The sequence below is a fragment of the Streptomyces sp. NPDC002499 genome, assembly GCF_053595415.1.
The window spans coordinates 242,809-256,649 of sequence record NZ_JBSFXO010000005.1; the positions used below are offsets into that span (position 1 = coordinate 242,809).

The 13,841-nt window shown below is 71.3% G+C and carries 15 protein-coding genes and 1 tRNA gene; 12 read left to right on the forward strand and 4 right to left on the reverse strand.

Annotation, left to right across the window (positions count from 1 at the left end; translation table 11 throughout):
• Positions 1 to 3: 3 nt before the first annotated feature.
• Positions 4 to 837 (reverse strand): AfsA-related hotdog domain-containing protein, encoded by an 834-nt coding sequence (locus ACWD5F_RS15185; RefSeq protein ID WP_451254473.1) that lies wholly within the window; start codon positions 835 to 837, stop codon positions 4 to 6.
• A gap of 221 nt (positions 838 to 1,058) precedes the next feature.
• Between ACWD5F_RS15185 and ACWD5F_RS15190 the strand changes: the two genes are divergently transcribed.
• The 7 genes from ACWD5F_RS15190 to ACWD5F_RS15220 all read left to right on the forward strand — a co-directional run bounded on the left by ACWD5F_RS15190 (position 1,059) and on the right by ACWD5F_RS15220 (position 7,081).
• Positions 1,059 to 1,661: a TetR/AcrR family transcriptional regulator gene (locus ACWD5F_RS15190; RefSeq protein ID WP_401716384.1), complete on the forward strand. Its 603-nt coding sequence runs from the start codon at positions 1,059 to 1,061 to the stop codon at positions 1,659 to 1,661.
• Positions 1,662 to 1,942: 281 nt separating this feature from the next.
• Entirely contained in the window at positions 1,943 to 2,746 is an 804-nt protein-coding gene (locus tag ACWD5F_RS15195) for an SDR family NAD(P)-dependent oxidoreductase (protein ID WP_451254475.1), read from the forward strand.
• Positions 2,747 to 2,825: 79 nt separating this feature from the next.
• A complete protein-coding gene (locus tag ACWD5F_RS15200; protein ID WP_124003895.1) occupies positions 2,826 to 3,056 on the forward strand; it encodes a tautomerase family protein in 231 nt (76 codons plus the stop codon).
• Positions 3,057 to 3,125: 69 nt separating this feature from the next.
• Positions 3,126 to 4,568 (forward strand): MFS transporter, encoded by a 1,443-nt coding sequence (locus ACWD5F_RS15205; protein ID WP_451254478.1) that lies wholly within the window; start codon positions 3,126 to 3,128, stop codon positions 4,566 to 4,568.
• Positions 4,569 to 4,713: 145 nt separating this feature from the next.
• Positions 4,714 to 6,330 carry an acyl-CoA carboxylase subunit beta gene (locus ACWD5F_RS15210; RefSeq protein WP_451254480.1) on the forward strand — a complete coding sequence of 539 codons (1,617 nt, stop codon included), beginning with the start codon at positions 4,714 to 4,716 and terminating at the stop codon, positions 6,328 to 6,330.
• The gene (locus ACWD5F_RS15215; protein WP_451254482.1) at positions 6,327 to 6,566 is read left to right on the forward strand and encodes an acyl-CoA carboxylase subunit epsilon; all 240 of its coding nucleotides are present in this window, start codon (positions 6,327 to 6,329) and stop codon (positions 6,564 to 6,566) included. Before ACWD5F_RS15210 ends, ACWD5F_RS15215 begins: the two co-directional genes overlap by 4 nt.
• A gap of 20 nt (positions 6,567 to 6,586) precedes the next feature.
• A complete protein-coding gene (locus ACWD5F_RS15220; RefSeq protein WP_451254484.1) occupies positions 6,587 to 7,081 on the forward strand; it encodes a MerR family transcriptional regulator in 495 nt (164 codons plus the stop codon).
• Here ACWD5F_RS15220 and ACWD5F_RS15225 read toward each other — a convergent pair.
• Positions 7,012 to 8,160, reverse strand: a complete 1,149-nt coding sequence (locus ACWD5F_RS15225) for an acyl-CoA dehydrogenase family protein (protein WP_451254486.1) — start codon at positions 8,158 to 8,160, stop codon at positions 7,012 to 7,014. The genes ACWD5F_RS15220 and ACWD5F_RS15225 overlap by 70 nt on opposite strands.
• A gap of 77 nt (positions 8,161 to 8,237) precedes the next feature.
• Between ACWD5F_RS15225 and ACWD5F_RS15230 the strand changes: the two genes are divergently transcribed.
• On the forward strand, positions 8,238 to 8,795 hold the full coding sequence (locus ACWD5F_RS15230; protein WP_401716365.1) for a TetR family transcriptional regulator: 558 nt from the start codon (positions 8,238 to 8,240) through the stop codon (positions 8,793 to 8,795).
• Here ACWD5F_RS15230 and ACWD5F_RS15235 read toward each other — a convergent pair.
• Positions 8,768 to 9,730 (reverse strand): ScbA/BarX family gamma-butyrolactone biosynthesis protein, encoded by a 963-nt coding sequence (locus ACWD5F_RS15235; RefSeq protein ID WP_451254488.1) that lies wholly within the window; start codon positions 9,728 to 9,730, stop codon positions 8,768 to 8,770. The genes ACWD5F_RS15230 and ACWD5F_RS15235 overlap by 28 nt on opposite strands.
• Positions 9,731 to 10,006: 276 nt before the next feature.
• Between ACWD5F_RS15235 and ACWD5F_RS15240 the strand changes: the two genes are divergently transcribed.
• Together ACWD5F_RS15240 and ACWD5F_RS15245 are read left to right on the forward strand one after the other, a co-directional pair.
• Positions 10,007 to 10,696 carry a ScbR family autoregulator-binding transcription factor gene (locus tag ACWD5F_RS15240; RefSeq protein ID WP_451254490.1) on the forward strand — a complete coding sequence of 230 codons (690 nt, stop codon included), beginning with the start codon at positions 10,007 to 10,009 and terminating at the stop codon, positions 10,694 to 10,696.
• 174 nt (positions 10,697 to 10,870) lie between these two features.
• Positions 10,871 to 10,943 (forward strand) — tRNA-Arg (locus ACWD5F_RS15245).
• Between the two features lie 75 nt (positions 10,944 to 11,018).
• On the opposite strand, the gene ACWD5F_RS15250 is transcribed toward ACWD5F_RS15245, so the two are convergent.
• Complete coding sequence (locus tag ACWD5F_RS15250) at positions 11,019 to 12,113, reverse strand: DUF5937 family protein (protein ID WP_451254492.1); 1,095 nt, start codon at positions 12,111 to 12,113, stop codon at positions 11,019 to 11,021.
• Between the two features lie 111 nt (positions 12,114 to 12,224).
• On the opposite strand from ACWD5F_RS15250, the gene ACWD5F_RS15255 reads away from it, so the two are divergent.
• Both ACWD5F_RS15255 and ACWD5F_RS15260 read left to right on the forward strand, forming a co-directional pair.
• Entirely contained in the window at positions 12,225 to 13,502 is a 1,278-nt protein-coding gene (locus ACWD5F_RS15255; protein WP_451254494.1) for an MFS transporter, read from the forward strand.
• 57 nt (positions 13,503 to 13,559) lie between these two features.
• A complete protein-coding gene (locus ACWD5F_RS15260; protein WP_451254496.1) occupies positions 13,560 to 13,796 on the forward strand; it encodes a cold shock domain-containing protein in 237 nt (78 codons plus the stop codon).
• Positions 13,797 to 13,841 lie beyond the last annotated feature (45 nt).

A 13,841-nucleotide genomic window follows, 5' to 3' on the forward strand; every position in this document is an offset into this window, starting at 1 on the left:
CGCTCAGGCGCCGACCAGCACCGGCTGCCCGGTCTTGGTGCCCGCGCTCGCCGCCGTGGCCCCCGCCGCCACGGCCGCCTGCGTCGCCGTACGCACCGAGTGCTCGACCGCGTGGCGCGCGCGGCGGTGTTCCTTGGCCTCGATGACCGGGCTGTCGAAGGCCGTGTAGGTCACCGTGGTGATCGAGGCGCGGCGGCCGGCCTGGTGGAGGGAGATCTCCGCGGCGAAGGAGAGCCGGTCCGGGTCGTCGGTCTCGGCGCGGAGCGTGTGGTAGACGACGGTGGCGTCGACCGGGAAGAGGAAGTTCTCGAAGTCCGTGTTCAGCGACTCGATGACGTAGTAGTACGAGCGGTCCAGGTGCCGGGAGGCGTGGTAGCGCTCGCTGACCGCGAGGAACATCTGACGGGCGGCCTCGACGACGACCATGCCCTGGACGTGTTCGCCGGTCTGGTGGTCGATGAGCAGCTCGTTGTCGTTGTGCACCCGCAGGGTCGCGGAGAACAGGTCCTCGCCGTCCCGCCGCAGGTCTGCTATGAGGGTGTTGCAGCTTCGGTGTTTGTGCGCCTCACCGCGCCCGGCGAGTGCCGGCGCCCGGTAGTCGAGGTCCAACCGGTCGGCGAGACCGAGGAGTTGGGCCTGGCCGCGGACGAGCTCCCACTCCTCGGCGGTGACGCCCTGTCCGGCGCGGACCAGGATCGGCCGGGTGTCCCAGGAGTACACGCCGAGGCGCATCTCCTCGACGAACTGCGTGACGGTGAGGACGTCGTCCTGCGCGGCGAACCCGACGAAACGGTCGCCGACGATCAGCAGGGTGCGGGGGGTCGCTGTGGCTGACATGCGTTTCTCCTTGGTGGGGATACAGCTGTCGCTTCTCGCTTGCGGAGGCCTGCCGCCTTCATCGATGCCGATACCTGCCGGCTCATGACGGTTTCCTGCCGGTTTCTGCCGGTGTGGCGGGGCCGATGTGAAGAACGTAGAGGAGTCCGGACGAGAACACAACCATCTAGTTGGTTTTTCAGAACTATCCAGTTGGTTTCACCGTGGACTACGCTCGCCCCATGGCTGAGACACCCAAGGGACTGCAGACCCGCGCCAAGCTCCTGGAGGCCGCCCAGGCGGAGTTCTCCGAGCACGGTCTGGCGGGTGCGCGCGTGGACCGCATCGCCGAGCGCTCCGGCGTCAACAAGCAGCGGATCTATGCCTACTTCGGCAACAAGGAAGCCCTGTTCGCGGCCGTGATGAGCAAGGTGTACGCCCACATGTCCGAGGTCGTGCCGATCCCGACCACGGAGGAGGGCCTGCGCTCCTACGTCGGCGAGGTCTTCGACTACCACCGCCGGTCCGACCTGGTGCGGCTGCTCGCCTGGGAGGGTCTGCACTACGGCGCGGGACCGATCCCGGACGAGAAGGAACGCGAGGCGTACTACGTCCACAAGACGGCCGCGCTCAGCCTCGCCCTCGGCATCGACGACCCCTCGGCGGCGGCCCGGGTCCTCATCATCCTGGTCGGCATCGCCTCCTGGCCGTTCATCGTGCCCCAGCAGCGCCGGCTGATGCTGGGCCCGGACGGCGACACGGAGTCGGGGTGGGCGCTGCTGCGCACCAGCATCGTGGCGCACGGCCACTCGATCATCGACAACGTGCTTCAGGGGTCGGTCTGACGGGGCGCTCCGCGGGTAAGGCGGTTCGCGGTAAGGCGGTTCGCCGGCAAGGGAGTTCGGGTTGTTCCGGGCTCCCTTTTTGCTGTTCGGAGGGTGTGCGGGCGGCTACCCGGGAGGGTCGTTCGGGAGGCGGGTCCAGCAGAAAACCAACTAGATGGTTGCGACGATCCCCGAACCCGGCTACCTTCTTCATCACCAGGCCGGAACCGCTGCGTTCGGACCGCGCCTGTTGATCTGACGTTCCGTCAACTGGGGGCGATGCCCCGGAAATCGAGGAACCCATGGAGACCGTCGCCCCCGTCACCGAGACCCCCGTCATCGTCGTCAGCGGTGCCACCGGTGGCATGGGCGCCGCCGTGGTCGAGGAGCTCGCCCGCTCCGATGCCACCGTCGCCCTGCTCGGCCGGGACGCGGCCCGTCTGGACCGCGTCCGGCGCGAGATCGACGCCCGCACCGGCGGTGCCGGCCGGCTCGTGACGTACGAGACCGACATCAACGACACCGCCCAGGTCGACGCCACCGTGGACGCCCTGGTCGGCGAACTCGGCCGGGTGGACGGGCTGGTGCACACCGCGGGCGACGGCCCGCTGGCCCCGCTCGCCGAGACGACCGACGCGATGTGGCAGGCCACGTTCAACGGCAAGCTGCTCGGCGCGGTCCGGCTCGTGCGGGCGCTGGCCGGTCCGCTGACCGCGGCCGGCGGCGGCTCGGTCGTGCTGGTCAGCGGGGTCTTCCGCAAGGACCCCGACCCGCTCTTCCCGGTGAACAGCGCGGTCAACGCGGCCATCGCGGCCTTCGCGAAGTCCGTCTCCAAGGACCTCGGCCGCGCCGGGATCCGCGTCAACGTGCTCGACCCCGGCGCCGTACGGACCCCGCTGTGGGACGAGATCGCCAAGGCCATCGGCGACCGCGTCGGCGCCACCGCCGAGGAGGTCAGCGCGCAGGTCGCCGACGGGACACCGCTCGGCACGCTCGCCGAACCGGCCGACGTGGCCCGGCTCGCCGCCTTCCTGCTCTCCCCCGCCGCCCGGCACGTGACCGGTGCCGCGATCACCGTCGACGGCGGAGCCTCGGCCGGGCTGTAGCCCGCCGCGCCCCCTCGACGCGCAGCAACCCCAACTTCCGCACGGCCCTCAACTCCCGTACACCACAAGGAGCTTCGTCATGCCCATCCTCCACATGACCACCTGGCCGAACCAGACCGACGAGAAGTGCCAGGAGCTGATCGAGGAGCTCACCGCCACGGTGCACCGCGTGATCGGTGCCCCCCTCGACAAGATCACCGTCTTCATCCAGGAGATCCCGCAGAACCGCTGGGGCGAGGGCGGGGTGCTCGGCACGAACCCCGAGTTCGCCGAACTCAGCCGCCGCCGGGCCGCGCCGGCCCAGGTCTGACGGCCCTCCCCCACCTGCTGTCTCTCTTCTCCCCCCACCCCAACTCGGCCTCTTCCAAGGAGAGTTCCCATGGCCATCCTGACCCGGTCCGCGCGGACCGACCGGAGCGACCGGACCCCGGTCGTACCGGGCGAACCGGCTCCGCCGCGCACGTCCTCCCCCACCACCGTCCTCGCGGCGGCCCTGCTCGCCTTCTTCGTCATCTCCCTCGACGGCTCGGTCGTCAACGTGGCGCTGCCCGCCATCTCCCACGACCTGCGCGGCTCGATGGCCGATCTCCAGTGGATCGTCGACGGCTACACCCTGATGTTCGCCGCGTTCATGCTCTCCGCGGGCACCTTCTCGGACCGGATCGGCGCCAGCCGGGCCTACGCCTGGGGCCTGGCCGCCTTCACCGTGGCGTCCCTGGCCTGCGGTGTCGCACCCAACCTGGGCACGCTGATCGGCGCCCGCATGGTGCAGGGCGGAGCCGCCGCGCTGATGGTGCCGGCCTCGCTCGCCCTGATCCGGCAGACGTACTCCGACCCGGGCAAGCGGGCGCGGGCCATCGCGATCTGGACGGCCGCGGGTTCCGTCGCGGTCGCCTTCGGACCGGTCATCGGCGGCATGCTCACGAGCGGGCTGAGCTGGCGCGCGGTGTTCTACCTGAACCTTCCGGTGGGCGCGATCGGACTCGCTCTCCTCACCCGTATCGCCCCCTCCGCCCGCCGTGCCGCGCCGGTCGACCTGTTCGGCCAGCTGTCGGTGGTGGCCTCGCTCGCCGGTCTGACGTACGCCGTGATCGAGGGCGGGCGCGCGGGCTGGAGCAGCCCCGACGTGCTCGGCACGCTCGCGCTCTCGGCGGTCGCCACGGTGGCCTTCGTCCTGACGCAGTCCCGCCGCGAGCACCCCATGGTGCCGCTGAGCATCTTCAAGTCCCGCACGGTCGTGGTCTGCCTGGCGGCCGGCTTCACCATCAACGCGGTCTTCTACGGCGCCATCTTCCTGCTCGGCATGTACTTCCAGCAGGTGCGCGGCGCCTCCCCGATCAGCACCGGCGCGATGTTCATCCCGATGTGCGCGCTGATCTCCGTGGTGAACATGGCGGGCGTCAAGCTCGCGGCCCGCAAGGGTGCGTGGGTGCCCATGGCGATCGGGCAGGTGGTGATGGCGGCCGGTGCGCTGCTGATGCTCACGGTCACCTCCTCCACCTCGTACCTGATCCCGGTGCTGCTGCTGGTCCCGATCGGCCTGGGCGGCGGGCTCGCGGTGCCGTCGCTGACGGCGGCGATCCTGGAGAACATCGACGGCGAGCGGGCGGGTACGGCGGCCGCCGTGCTCAACACCTTCCGGCAGGTGGGCAGTTGCATCGCGGTGGCGGCGTTCGGCGCGCTGATCGCGAACCCGGCGCACTTCCAGCACGGCTTCGACACGAGCTTCGTCATCAGCGTGGTGATGTTGCTGACCACGGCCGCGGTGACGGCGATGTTGCTGCCGCGGATGACGAAGGCGACCACCGGCGGTAAGGCGTAGCCGCTCGGCAGAAGCCCCGCACCCCTGAAGGGGCGCGGGGCTTCTGCATGTCCGCATATCCGCATGTCCGCAGGTCCGTGAGCGGTCCGGCAAAGTCGAGTTAAAAAACCTTCACGAAGGAATTTAAATACGTCATGCTGGACCCATGACCGTCACCGAGGAACGCCCGCTCGCTCCACCCGCATCTCCACCCGCACCCGCACCCCCGCCCCCGACAACCCGCTCCCGCCTCACCGAACTGGAGTCGATACGGCGGCTCGCGCACGAGGGTCCGGCCCCGGGTGCGAGCGACCAGCAGCACGCGCGCGGCAAGCTGACCGCCCGCGAACGCGTCGAACTCCTCCTGGACCAGGGTTCGTTCACCGAGATCGAGCCGCTGCGCCGGCACCGCGCCACCGGCTTCGGCCTGGAGGCCAAGCGGCCCTACACGGACGGCGTGGTCACCGGCTGGGGCACGGTCCACGGCCGTACCGTCTTCGTCTACGCCCATGACTTCCGTATCTTCGGCGGCGCGCTCGGCGAGGCGCACGCCGCCAAGATCCACAAGGTGATGGACCTCGCGCTGGCCGCCGGCGCCCCGCTGGTCAGCCTCAACGACGGGGCCGGCGCCCGCATTCAGGAAGGCGTCAGCGCACTCGCCGGCTACGGCGGCATCTTCACCCGCAATGTGGCCGCGTCCGGCGTGATCCCGCAGCTCAGCGTGATGCTCGGCCCGTGCGCGGGCGGCGCGGCCTACTCCCCCGCGCTCACCGACTTCGTCTTCATGGTGCGCGGCATCTCGCAGATGTTCATCACCGGCCCGGACGTGGTCCAGGCGGTGACCGGCGAGCGGGTCACGCACAACGGGCTGGGCGGCGCCGACGTCCACGCGGGCGTCTCCGGGGTGGCCGCGGGGGCGTACGACGACGAGGCGACCTGCCTGGAGGACGTACGCCATCTGCTGTCCCTGCTGCCCGCCAACAACCGCGAACTCCCGCCCCACGAACCGCCGTCGGACGATCCGGAGCGGCGCTGCGAGGCGCTGCTCGACCTGGTGCCGGCCGAGCCGAACCAGGCGTACGACATCCACCGGGTGATCGAGGAGGTCGTCGACGACGGCGACTTCTTCGAGGTGCAGCCGTCCTGGGCGGCCAACCTGGTGTGCGGTCTTGCCCGGCTCGACGGTCATGTCGTCGGTGTGGTCGCCAACCAACCGGCAGCGACGGCCGGGGTGTTGGACATCGCCGCGTCCGAGAAGGGCGCGCGGTTCGTGCAGTTCTGCGACTCCTTCAACATCCCGTTGGTGACGCTGGTGGACGTGCCGGGCTTTCTGCCGGGGGTGGGGCAGGAGCACGCCGGCATCATCCGGCACGGCGCCAAACTCCTGTACGCGTACTGCAATGCGACGGTCCCGCGTATCCTGCTGGTGCTGCGCAAGGCGTACGGCGGCGCGTACATCGTCATGGACTCCCGCTCGATCGGCGCCGATCTGGCGCTCGCCTGGCCCACCAACGAGATCGCGGTGATGGGCGCCGAGGGTGCCGCGAACGTCGTCTTCCGGCGGGAGATCGCCGCCGCGGCCGACCCGGAGGCGGTCCGCTCCCGGCGTATCGCGGAGTACAAGTCCGAGCTGATGCACCCCTACTACGCGGCCGAGCGCGGTCTGGTCGACGACGTCATCGACCCGCGCGACACCCGCGCGGTGCTGATCCGCTCGCTCGCCATGCTCCGTACCAAGCACCGCGACCTGCCCTCCCGCAAACACGGGAACCAGCCGACATGAGCGACGAGAGGAAGCACGGCGGGAGGACCGAAGTCGCCGGTTTCGACGAGGAGTTCGTCCTGCGCGTGGTGCGCGGCGCCCCGACCCCGGAGGAACTGGCCGCCGCCACCGCCGTCCTGCTCGAACTGGCCCGACGGTCGCCTGCCGCGGAGGAGCCCGCGCCCGTCCGGCCCGTACCGACCTGGCACCGCCCCACGCTGACCCCGCACCGCGCCGCCACGTCCTGGCACCACTGACCCGGAGGAGCACGATCACCATGCAGACGACCCCTGTCACACCCACGGGCCCGAGCACGCGGGCGACCCACGACAACCGCCCGACCGCGTACGTCACTTCGCTCGCGGAGACCTTCTCCCTGGAGGACGTCGTCCGCATCAGCGGCCTCGACGCCGACACCCTGCGCTGGTACGAGGACCAGGGCCTGATCGAGGGTGCCGCGGAGGACCCGTACGGCGGGCGCGCCTACAGCCCGCTGCATCTGCGCTGGCTGGAGTTCCTCAACCACCTGCGCAGCACCGGGATGTCCCCGGCCGACATGAACCACTACGCCGAGCTGTACCGGGCGGGCGACTCCACCATCGCCGCCCGGCGCGAACTCCTCGAAGCGCACCGGGAGTTGCTGCGCGGACAGGCCCGCGAGCACGACTCCACGCTGCGCTACCTGGACTGGAAGATCGGCTTCTACCTGGAGCGGGAGGCAGCCCTCGTACGGGCCTCCGCCGCGTCCGCCCCGAGCACGGCGGAGGCGTAGGCGTCCGCCACCGGCTCCAGTCGCAGCACGCCGTGCGAGGCGACGGTGTGCACATCCCGCCACAGCCGGGTCAGTTCGCCCGAGCCGTCACGGATGTGCGCACCGCCGGTACGGAAGAGCCGGTCGACGGCGTCGGCGAGCATCCGCGCGGCGACGGCGGCGTCGCGCCGGTTGCCGACGACCAGGGCCTCGGTGACGGGAGCGGTGTCCGCTCGGCGGGCCGCGCGCTCCAACAGCAGCCCGGCCGCGTCGACTTGGGCCGAGGCCACGGCGAGCATCTCGCGCACCGCGGGGCTGTCGTGGTGGGGGCGGCCGCCGGGTCCCTTCGCCGCCGCCCACTGGGACCAGACGGCCACGGCGCGCCGGGCTGCGCCCAGCGCCGGGGCGCAGAACAGGAGACCGCCGGGAAGGTGAGCGGGGACGCGATGGCAGCGAGCGGCCTCCGGGGCATCGCTCCCGCGCATCAACTCGGCGAGCGGGAAGGTCCGTCGGTGCGGGACGAAGACGTCCCGGACCACGGCCGTGTGACTCCCGGTGCCACGCAACCCGGTGGCGTCCCAGGTGTCCTCGACGTCCACGGCATCGCCCGGCACGGCACACACCCGTACCCCGTCGCCGTACGCCTCCGGCGCGGCGACCAGCACCCACTCGGCGTGTTCGACCCCGCTCACGCACGCCCAGCTGCCGGTCACCCGCCAGCCGCCGTCGGCCGGTTCGGCCCGCCCGGCCGGCGGCACGAGTGCGGCGGCGATCCGTATGTCGGGCGAGCCGCCCCACACCTCCCGCTGTCCCCCCTCGGGCAACAGCGCGGCGAACCGCCCGTGCGCGGCCCACAGCATGGCGACCCAGGCGGCGGACGTGCAGGCCTCGCCGACGGCCGCGACGTCTTCGAGGGCCCCGAGGAAACTCCCCTCGGTACCGCCCCACCGCCGGGGCACGAAGTGCCGGGCGAGACCGGCGGAGGTGAGCGCGGTGACGACCTCGCCGGTCAACTGCCCTTCCTGGTCGGCGAGTCGGGCGTGTTCGGCGGCGAGGACGAGGACGCCATCGGTGAGATCAAGGGAGTGGTTCGAGGACATGGAGCAGCTCCCGTCTACAGAAAAGTGCGTTCAAGAAGGTATTCTTTTGGGACCAAGGACGAAGGGACGGACCAGCCATGGCGAAGCAGGCACGCGCGCGCCGAACCCACGAACTCGTCCTGGACGCCGCCGCGGCCGAGTTCCTGCGGCACGGCTACCCGCGCGCCAACCTCCAGCACGTGGCGGACCGCACCGGGCTCACCAAGGGCGCGCTGTACGGCCACTTCGCTTCCAAGGAGCAGTTGGCGCAGGCGCTGACCGCCCATCTGGACGAGGTGGTCGACGAGTTGGTGGCGCGGACCACGGCCGAGGACCTGCCGGCCAGGGACCGGCTGCGCACCCTGACCTGCGCCCTGGCCGAACGGATCGAGTCGGACGTACGGGTCAACGCGGCCCTGCGGCTGGTGATGGACGAGATCCACTCGACGCCCCGACCACCCAAGGTCCTGGCCGACTTGCGCGCCCTGGGAGAGCGCCCACCGACCGCGCCCCTCGCCGACCTCGCCGTCGTGATCCTGGTGGGCGCCTACTGCACGGCGCCCGACCCGGACCGACGCGGGCTGGCGGAGCGGGTGCGCGATCTGTGGGACGCGTTCCCGACGGACGGTCAGGCGCTGAGCGGTACGTCCCGGTGAGCGGCGCCGGGACCCCAGGTGGCCCGGCAGGACGCGAGCGCCGTACCGCCCTGTACGGCGTCGAGCGTCAACCGCACCCCCGCGGGGCCGGTCTCCCGCTCCCCCACCACCAGGTCGATGGGCTGGTCCAACTCCCCGAAGGCCAGGCAGTCGACCTCCATACCGAGGAGGGCGCGCGGGGCACCGGCCGCTTCGGGGGCGCGCGGGCCGCCGACCTCCGCGTGCAGCAGCAGATGTCCGAGCTGCCGAAAGCCCTCCAAGGTAACCATCAGCGGCACATGGTCACTTGGGTGGTCGAAGAAGATCGGGTGCTCCACGTCGACGAGCAACTGCCAGGGCCCGTCGGTGCGTTCGCGCACGAGCACGCTGTCCTTGGCGCGCAGGCGGCCCACGGCGGCGGGGTGGACGCGCTCGACGGGCCGGCCGTTCGCCGGACGCGGCGCCCGCGTGGTCGCGCTCACCTCCGCGCCGCGCGGCACGGCACCCCGCCCGCGCAGCATGGCGTACCGCTTGTCGTCCACGGCGACGACGTGCAACGCCCCGCGCCCGCACGCCCGTCCGCCCACGGTCAGGACGACCTCCAACCGCATGCCGAATCGATTCGGCGGCCGGTTCCCCACCCACACCCACTGGGCTTCCAGCACCACGGGCACCGGCTCCCCACCGATGCGCAGCGCGGCCGGGTCGGTGATCCGGAACTCCGAGCCGAAGCCGATGAAGCGGTGGCTGAGCGGCACGTCGTAGTAGGCGTGCGCGAGGTAGACCAGGGCCTGCCGGATGGTCTCCATGAACAGCAGCGGGTCGCTCGTCCCGTCGCTCCCCGGCGAGTAGAGCGCGTGATCGCGCGGCCACTGCGCGGCGACGAGAAAGCTGTGCTCGCCGGTGCGGACGGCGTCGGTGAGGAAGACCTCGGCGATCGCGGCGCGGTGCACCATGTGGCGAGGGACGGGCTGGAGGTAGCTGAGGGCTGGTGGGCGTGCGGGTGCGGGTGCGGATGCGGACGTGCGCGCGGGCACAGGTATGACGACCGGTTTGGTTTCCGGTACGGCGGCAGGCTGATGCATGGTCTGAACCCCCAGTGAATGTATTCACACAGACAGCAACACCGGCCCGACGCTTCTGCTCATCGAGCCGCCCGCTTACAATACATTCCCGAAGGTATATTTCAAGGACGCCCTGAGGATGTGCACGAGGACATGAGGACGGACGCGATGGCCAAGACAGACGGTGCCGGTACCGGCGTGAGCGGCCAGGGGCCCCGCGGCGCCTCTCCTCGGAACCGGGACACGGGCCTCAAGCAGGAGCGCGCGGTACGCACCCGGGGCCAGGTCCTCGACGCGGCGGCGGGGGCGTTCGCCACGAAGGGCTTCCCCGCGGTGACCGTCCTCGACGTGGCCGAACTCGCGGGCGTGACCAAGGGCGCGGTCTACTTCCACTTCGCCAACAAGGAGGCTCTCGCCCAGGCCGTGGCCGAGGAGTTCTACCACCTCCTGGGGGTCATCGGCACCGAGGTCGAGGAGGCGGGCCTGTCCCCGCTGGCGGCGGTGGCGGAACTCCTCGAACGCACGGCACGCGCCTTCCGCGACGACACCATGGTCCAGGCCGGCGCCCGCCTCCAGATCGAACGCTCCCTGATCGGCGTAGAGATGCCGATGCCCTACCTCGGCTACACGGAGTCCCTCACCCGCTGGCTCCGCCAGGCCCAGTCCCAGTCCCAACTCCCGCCCGGCACCTCCCCCGAGTCCACCTCCCGCGTCCTCGTCTCCGCGTTCTTCGGCGCCCAGCACATCTCCTGGGTCCTGAACGACCGGGCGGACATCGCGGAGCGGGTGCGGGAGATTCTGGTGGCGTTGGTGCCGGGGGCGGGGACGGGAACGGGAATGGAGGAGGGGCGGGACTGAAGGCCGGGGGCGGAGCAGGAGTCCGGGCCGGGGTCCGGTGGCGTTGGTGCCGGGACGGGGTCCGGTGGCGTTGGTGCCGGGCCGGAAAAGGCTTGCCGGTCGTCACATGGTCAGCCGCTACACTGTGGGCGGCGGCATGACCGTAGATCGGCGTGCCACCACCGCACCACCCTCGCCTTCGTAGCTCAGGGGATAGAGCACCGCTCTCCTAAAGCGGGTGTCGCAGGTTCGAATCCTGCCGGGGGCACAGTGAAGTAGCTGGTCAGGGGCCCTTTCGTCCGGTGGACGGGAGGGCCTTTCTGTTGCGCTTCCTGGGGTGGGGTCAGCGCAGGAGGGCCTCCAGGAGGTCCGTGCCGAGGCGGGCTCCCGTGGTGAGGTCGAACTCGTAGCGGACGTACCTGCCCCGGCGGTGGGTGATGAGGAGGCCTGCCTTTTTGAGGACCGCGAGTTGGCGGGAGACCTCCGGGGGCGTGAGTTGCCAGTAGGCGGCGAGTTCGCCTGTGGTGTGGGGGCCGCGGGCCAGGGTGCGGCAGAGGCGGAGGCGCACGGGGTGGGCCAGGGCGTCCAGGCGGCGTTGGACCAGTTCGGGGGGTGCGGGGTGGGTCAGGCCCGGGATGGTGGCGGGGTACTGGACCACCGGGTGCCAGCCGGGTGAGAAGACGATGGTCAGGTGGGGGCGGCCGAAGTCGCTGGGGATGAAGGTCAGGCCGGTTTCGGTGGTCGTGCCGGTGCTGACGTCCTGGAGTTTGTCGATGACGATGCGCCGGCGCTGGTGTGCCGTGTCCAGGGTGATCGCGCTGGAGACCGCCGCCAGGGTTTGTTCTGGGCCCTGTCTGTTCAGCAGGTCCGTCTTCTGGCGGGCGTCTGCCGCCAGGTGAGGGCGGGTGCGTTGCCAAGTCCCGGCGAAGAACGCCTTCTCGCAGTCCTGGAGGAGTCTGCGTACCCACGCCCGTACGGCCGGAGGGTCCGCCAACAGCCGCTCCGCGAAGGCCGCTTGTCGTGGGCCGCCCGCTCGGGCCACCTCGAGGGCGCGTTCGCGGGCTGTTTCGTCGGTGAGCGGTGACGACGGTGTTCCGAGTGCGGATGCCGTCGCGCGTTGCGAGGTGAGTGCCGCCGTGGCGTACGCCTCGTCCGAGATGCGGTCCACCGCGTCCAGTTCGTCGGCCAGGGTCGCTCCGGGGCGGCCGGGGATGAGGAAGTCCGCGCGGGCCGATCTCCACAGTGCCTCCGCGTCCAGCAGGCGGTCGGCCAGGCCGGACGGGAGCGCGGAGGCGGTGGCCGTGGCCCAACCCCGCAGCTCCGGATGGTGGTTGGGCTCGGACAGAACGTGCAGCATCGCGGTCAGCTCGGCCAGCGGGGAGGGTACGAAGCGGATCTGCTCGGGCGGTAGGTCCGTGATGTCGATCGTCACGCTCATGGTCTTCATGGTTGCAGTCGGAGGCCGGCCTGCCCGTGCCGTGGGAAGCGCATTGGCGCTGATCGTCAATCCGCGTGCCCGGTGGTGGTGGCGGTGGGGATCGTGACGGCCATGAGTACGGACACCGGTGCGGGTACGGGTACGGGGCGAGGTGCGGGCACGGCCGGGGGGCTTGTCACGCTGGTCGCCTTGCTGCGGGTTTCCGGCGGTGGGCGGTACACCTCGGCCGTTGTCGTGGACGCTCTTGCCGCCGGGTTGATGCGGCCGTTTCTGCTGCTGTACGGGATCGGCGTGCTGCACCTCGGCGCAGGCGACGCCGGGATCGCGCTGTCCGTCGGGATGCTGGCGGGGCTGGGCGCCGTACCGCTGACCGGGCGGTGGATCGACCGCGGAGCCCTCGCGGCGCCGGTGGCCGCGACGCTGCTGGTGCGGGTTGCGGGGACCCTCGTGCTGTTGGTGGCCGGCGGGCCGGTCGGCTACACGGCGGCGGCGGTGCTGCTCGGCATCGGCGTCCAGTCCTGGCCCGCCGCGCACGCGGCCGTGGTCGCCGCCCTCACTGACGACCGGCAGCGCGACGCGGCACTGGCGGCGGCACGGTCGCTGCGCAACGCCGGGTTGGGAGCGGGGGCGTTGATCGCCACCGTTGCGGTGGCCGGGGGTACGGGTGCGCTGCGGGGCCTGGCCTTGGTGACGGTTGTCGGGTATCTCGTGGCGGCGGGGTTGGTGGGGTCGATGCGGGTTGCCGTCGGCGGACCAAGTGAGGGTGGGTATGAGCGAGGTGACGCGGCTCCTGTCGGTGGTGGTGCCGGCGCCGAAGGCGATATGCACGGTGGGCAGTTGCGGCACGTCACCGTCCTCAGCCTCGCCAATCTCCCGTACGCCTTCTGCTACGACGTTCTCGAAGTCGCCCTGCCCGCCCTGCTGGTGACCTACCTGCACGCCTCCCCTTCCTGGTCGGCGGGCATCTTCGTGGCCAACACCGTGCTGGTCATCGTCACCCAGGTGCCGGTGGTGCTGTGGCTGGCACGGCGTTCGCGGCGTTCGGTGCTGGCGTCCTCGGGGGTCGTACTGGCCCTGTCCTACCTCGGGTTCTGGGCGGCGGGCGCGCTCGGTGGTGGGGCGGGCGCGATGGCCGTCGCCGCGGTGTCGGTGCTCTACACGGCCGGCGAGATCCTCTACACCGGCAGTGCCACGGCGCTCGTCCTCGCCACGACACCGGCGCGGTCGCGCGGTCGGGCGCTCGCCCGTTGGCAGTTGTCCACCGGCATCGGCCGGGCCGCCGCGCCGGCCGCGCTCACCGCGCTGCTCACGGTGGGGCCGGGGTTGTTGTGGGGTGTCCTGGCCGGAACGAGCCTGCTGGCGGCCGCGGTTGTCCGCGCGACGCGGTGATCACGTATCTCCGGGCACACTGGTTGCCGCGCAGAGCGAGAAGATGAGGAGCAGGGCATGCGGTCTTCCACGGTGGTCGCGGTCGTCCGTGAGTGGAGCGACGAGGAGGGGTGGGGCGTTCTCGACTCGCCCGAGACTCCCGGCGGTTGCTTCGGGCACTTCGCCGACATCCAGGCGGAGGGCTTCCGCACGCTGTCGCCCGGGCAGCGAGTCGACCTCACGTGGGAGGCTCCCGGTTTCAAGCAGGACGGGTACGACTATCGCGCGGTGAGCATCGTGCCTCGGCCCGCCTGACCTCCGTACCGGAACAGGGCAGCCCGGGAAGTCTTCCTGGGCTGC

Coding starts and splice junctions, on each gene's coding strand:
- ACWD5F_RS15235 (WP_451254488.1), bottom strand. CDS start 9,730: ATGGTGCACCGCGCCGCGATCGCCGAGGTCTTCCTCACCGACGCCGTC.
- ACWD5F_RS15210 (WP_451254480.1), top strand. CDS start 4,714: ATGACCGTCACCGAGGAACGCCCGCTCGCTCCACCCGCATCTCCACCC.
- ACWD5F_RS15205 (WP_451254478.1), top strand. CDS start 3,126: ATGGCCATCCTGACCCGGTCCGCGCGGACCGACCGGAGCGACCGGACC.
- ACWD5F_RS15220 (WP_451254484.1), top strand. CDS start 6,587: ATGCAGACGACCCCTGTCACACCCACGGGCCCGAGCACGCGGGCGACC.
- ACWD5F_RS15260 (WP_451254496.1), top strand. CDS start 13,560: ATGCGGTCTTCCACGGTGGTCGCGGTCGTCCGTGAGTGGAGCGACGAG.
- ACWD5F_RS15215 (WP_451254482.1), top strand. CDS start 6,327: ATGAGCGACGAGAGGAAGCACGGCGGGAGGACCGAAGTCGCCGGTTTC.
- ACWD5F_RS15250 (WP_451254492.1), bottom strand. CDS start 12,113: ATGAGCGTGACGATCGACATCACGGACCTACCGCCCGAGCAGATCCGC.
- ACWD5F_RS15195 (WP_451254475.1), top strand. CDS start 1,943: ATGGAGACCGTCGCCCCCGTCACCGAGACCCCCGTCATCGTCGTCAGC.
- ACWD5F_RS15190 (WP_401716384.1), top strand. CDS start 1,059: ATGGCTGAGACACCCAAGGGACTGCAGACCCGCGCCAAGCTCCTGGAG.
- ACWD5F_RS15200 (WP_124003895.1), top strand. CDS start 2,826: ATGCCCATCCTCCACATGACCACCTGGCCGAACCAGACCGACGAGAAG.
- ACWD5F_RS15225 (WP_451254486.1), bottom strand. CDS start 8,160: ATGTCCTCGAACCACTCCCTTGATCTCACCGATGGCGTCCTCGTCCTC.
- ACWD5F_RS15185 (WP_451254473.1), bottom strand. CDS start 837: ATGTCAGCCACAGCGACCCCCCGCACCCTGCTGATCGTCGGCGACCGT.
- ACWD5F_RS15255 (WP_451254494.1), top strand. CDS start 12,225: ATGAGTACGGACACCGGTGCGGGTACGGGTACGGGGCGAGGTGCGGGC.
- ACWD5F_RS15230 (WP_401716365.1), top strand. CDS start 8,238: ATGGCGAAGCAGGCACGCGCGCGCCGAACCCACGAACTCGTCCTGGAC.
- ACWD5F_RS15240 (WP_451254490.1), top strand. CDS start 10,007: ATGGCCAAGACAGACGGTGCCGGTACCGGCGTGAGCGGCCAGGGGCCC.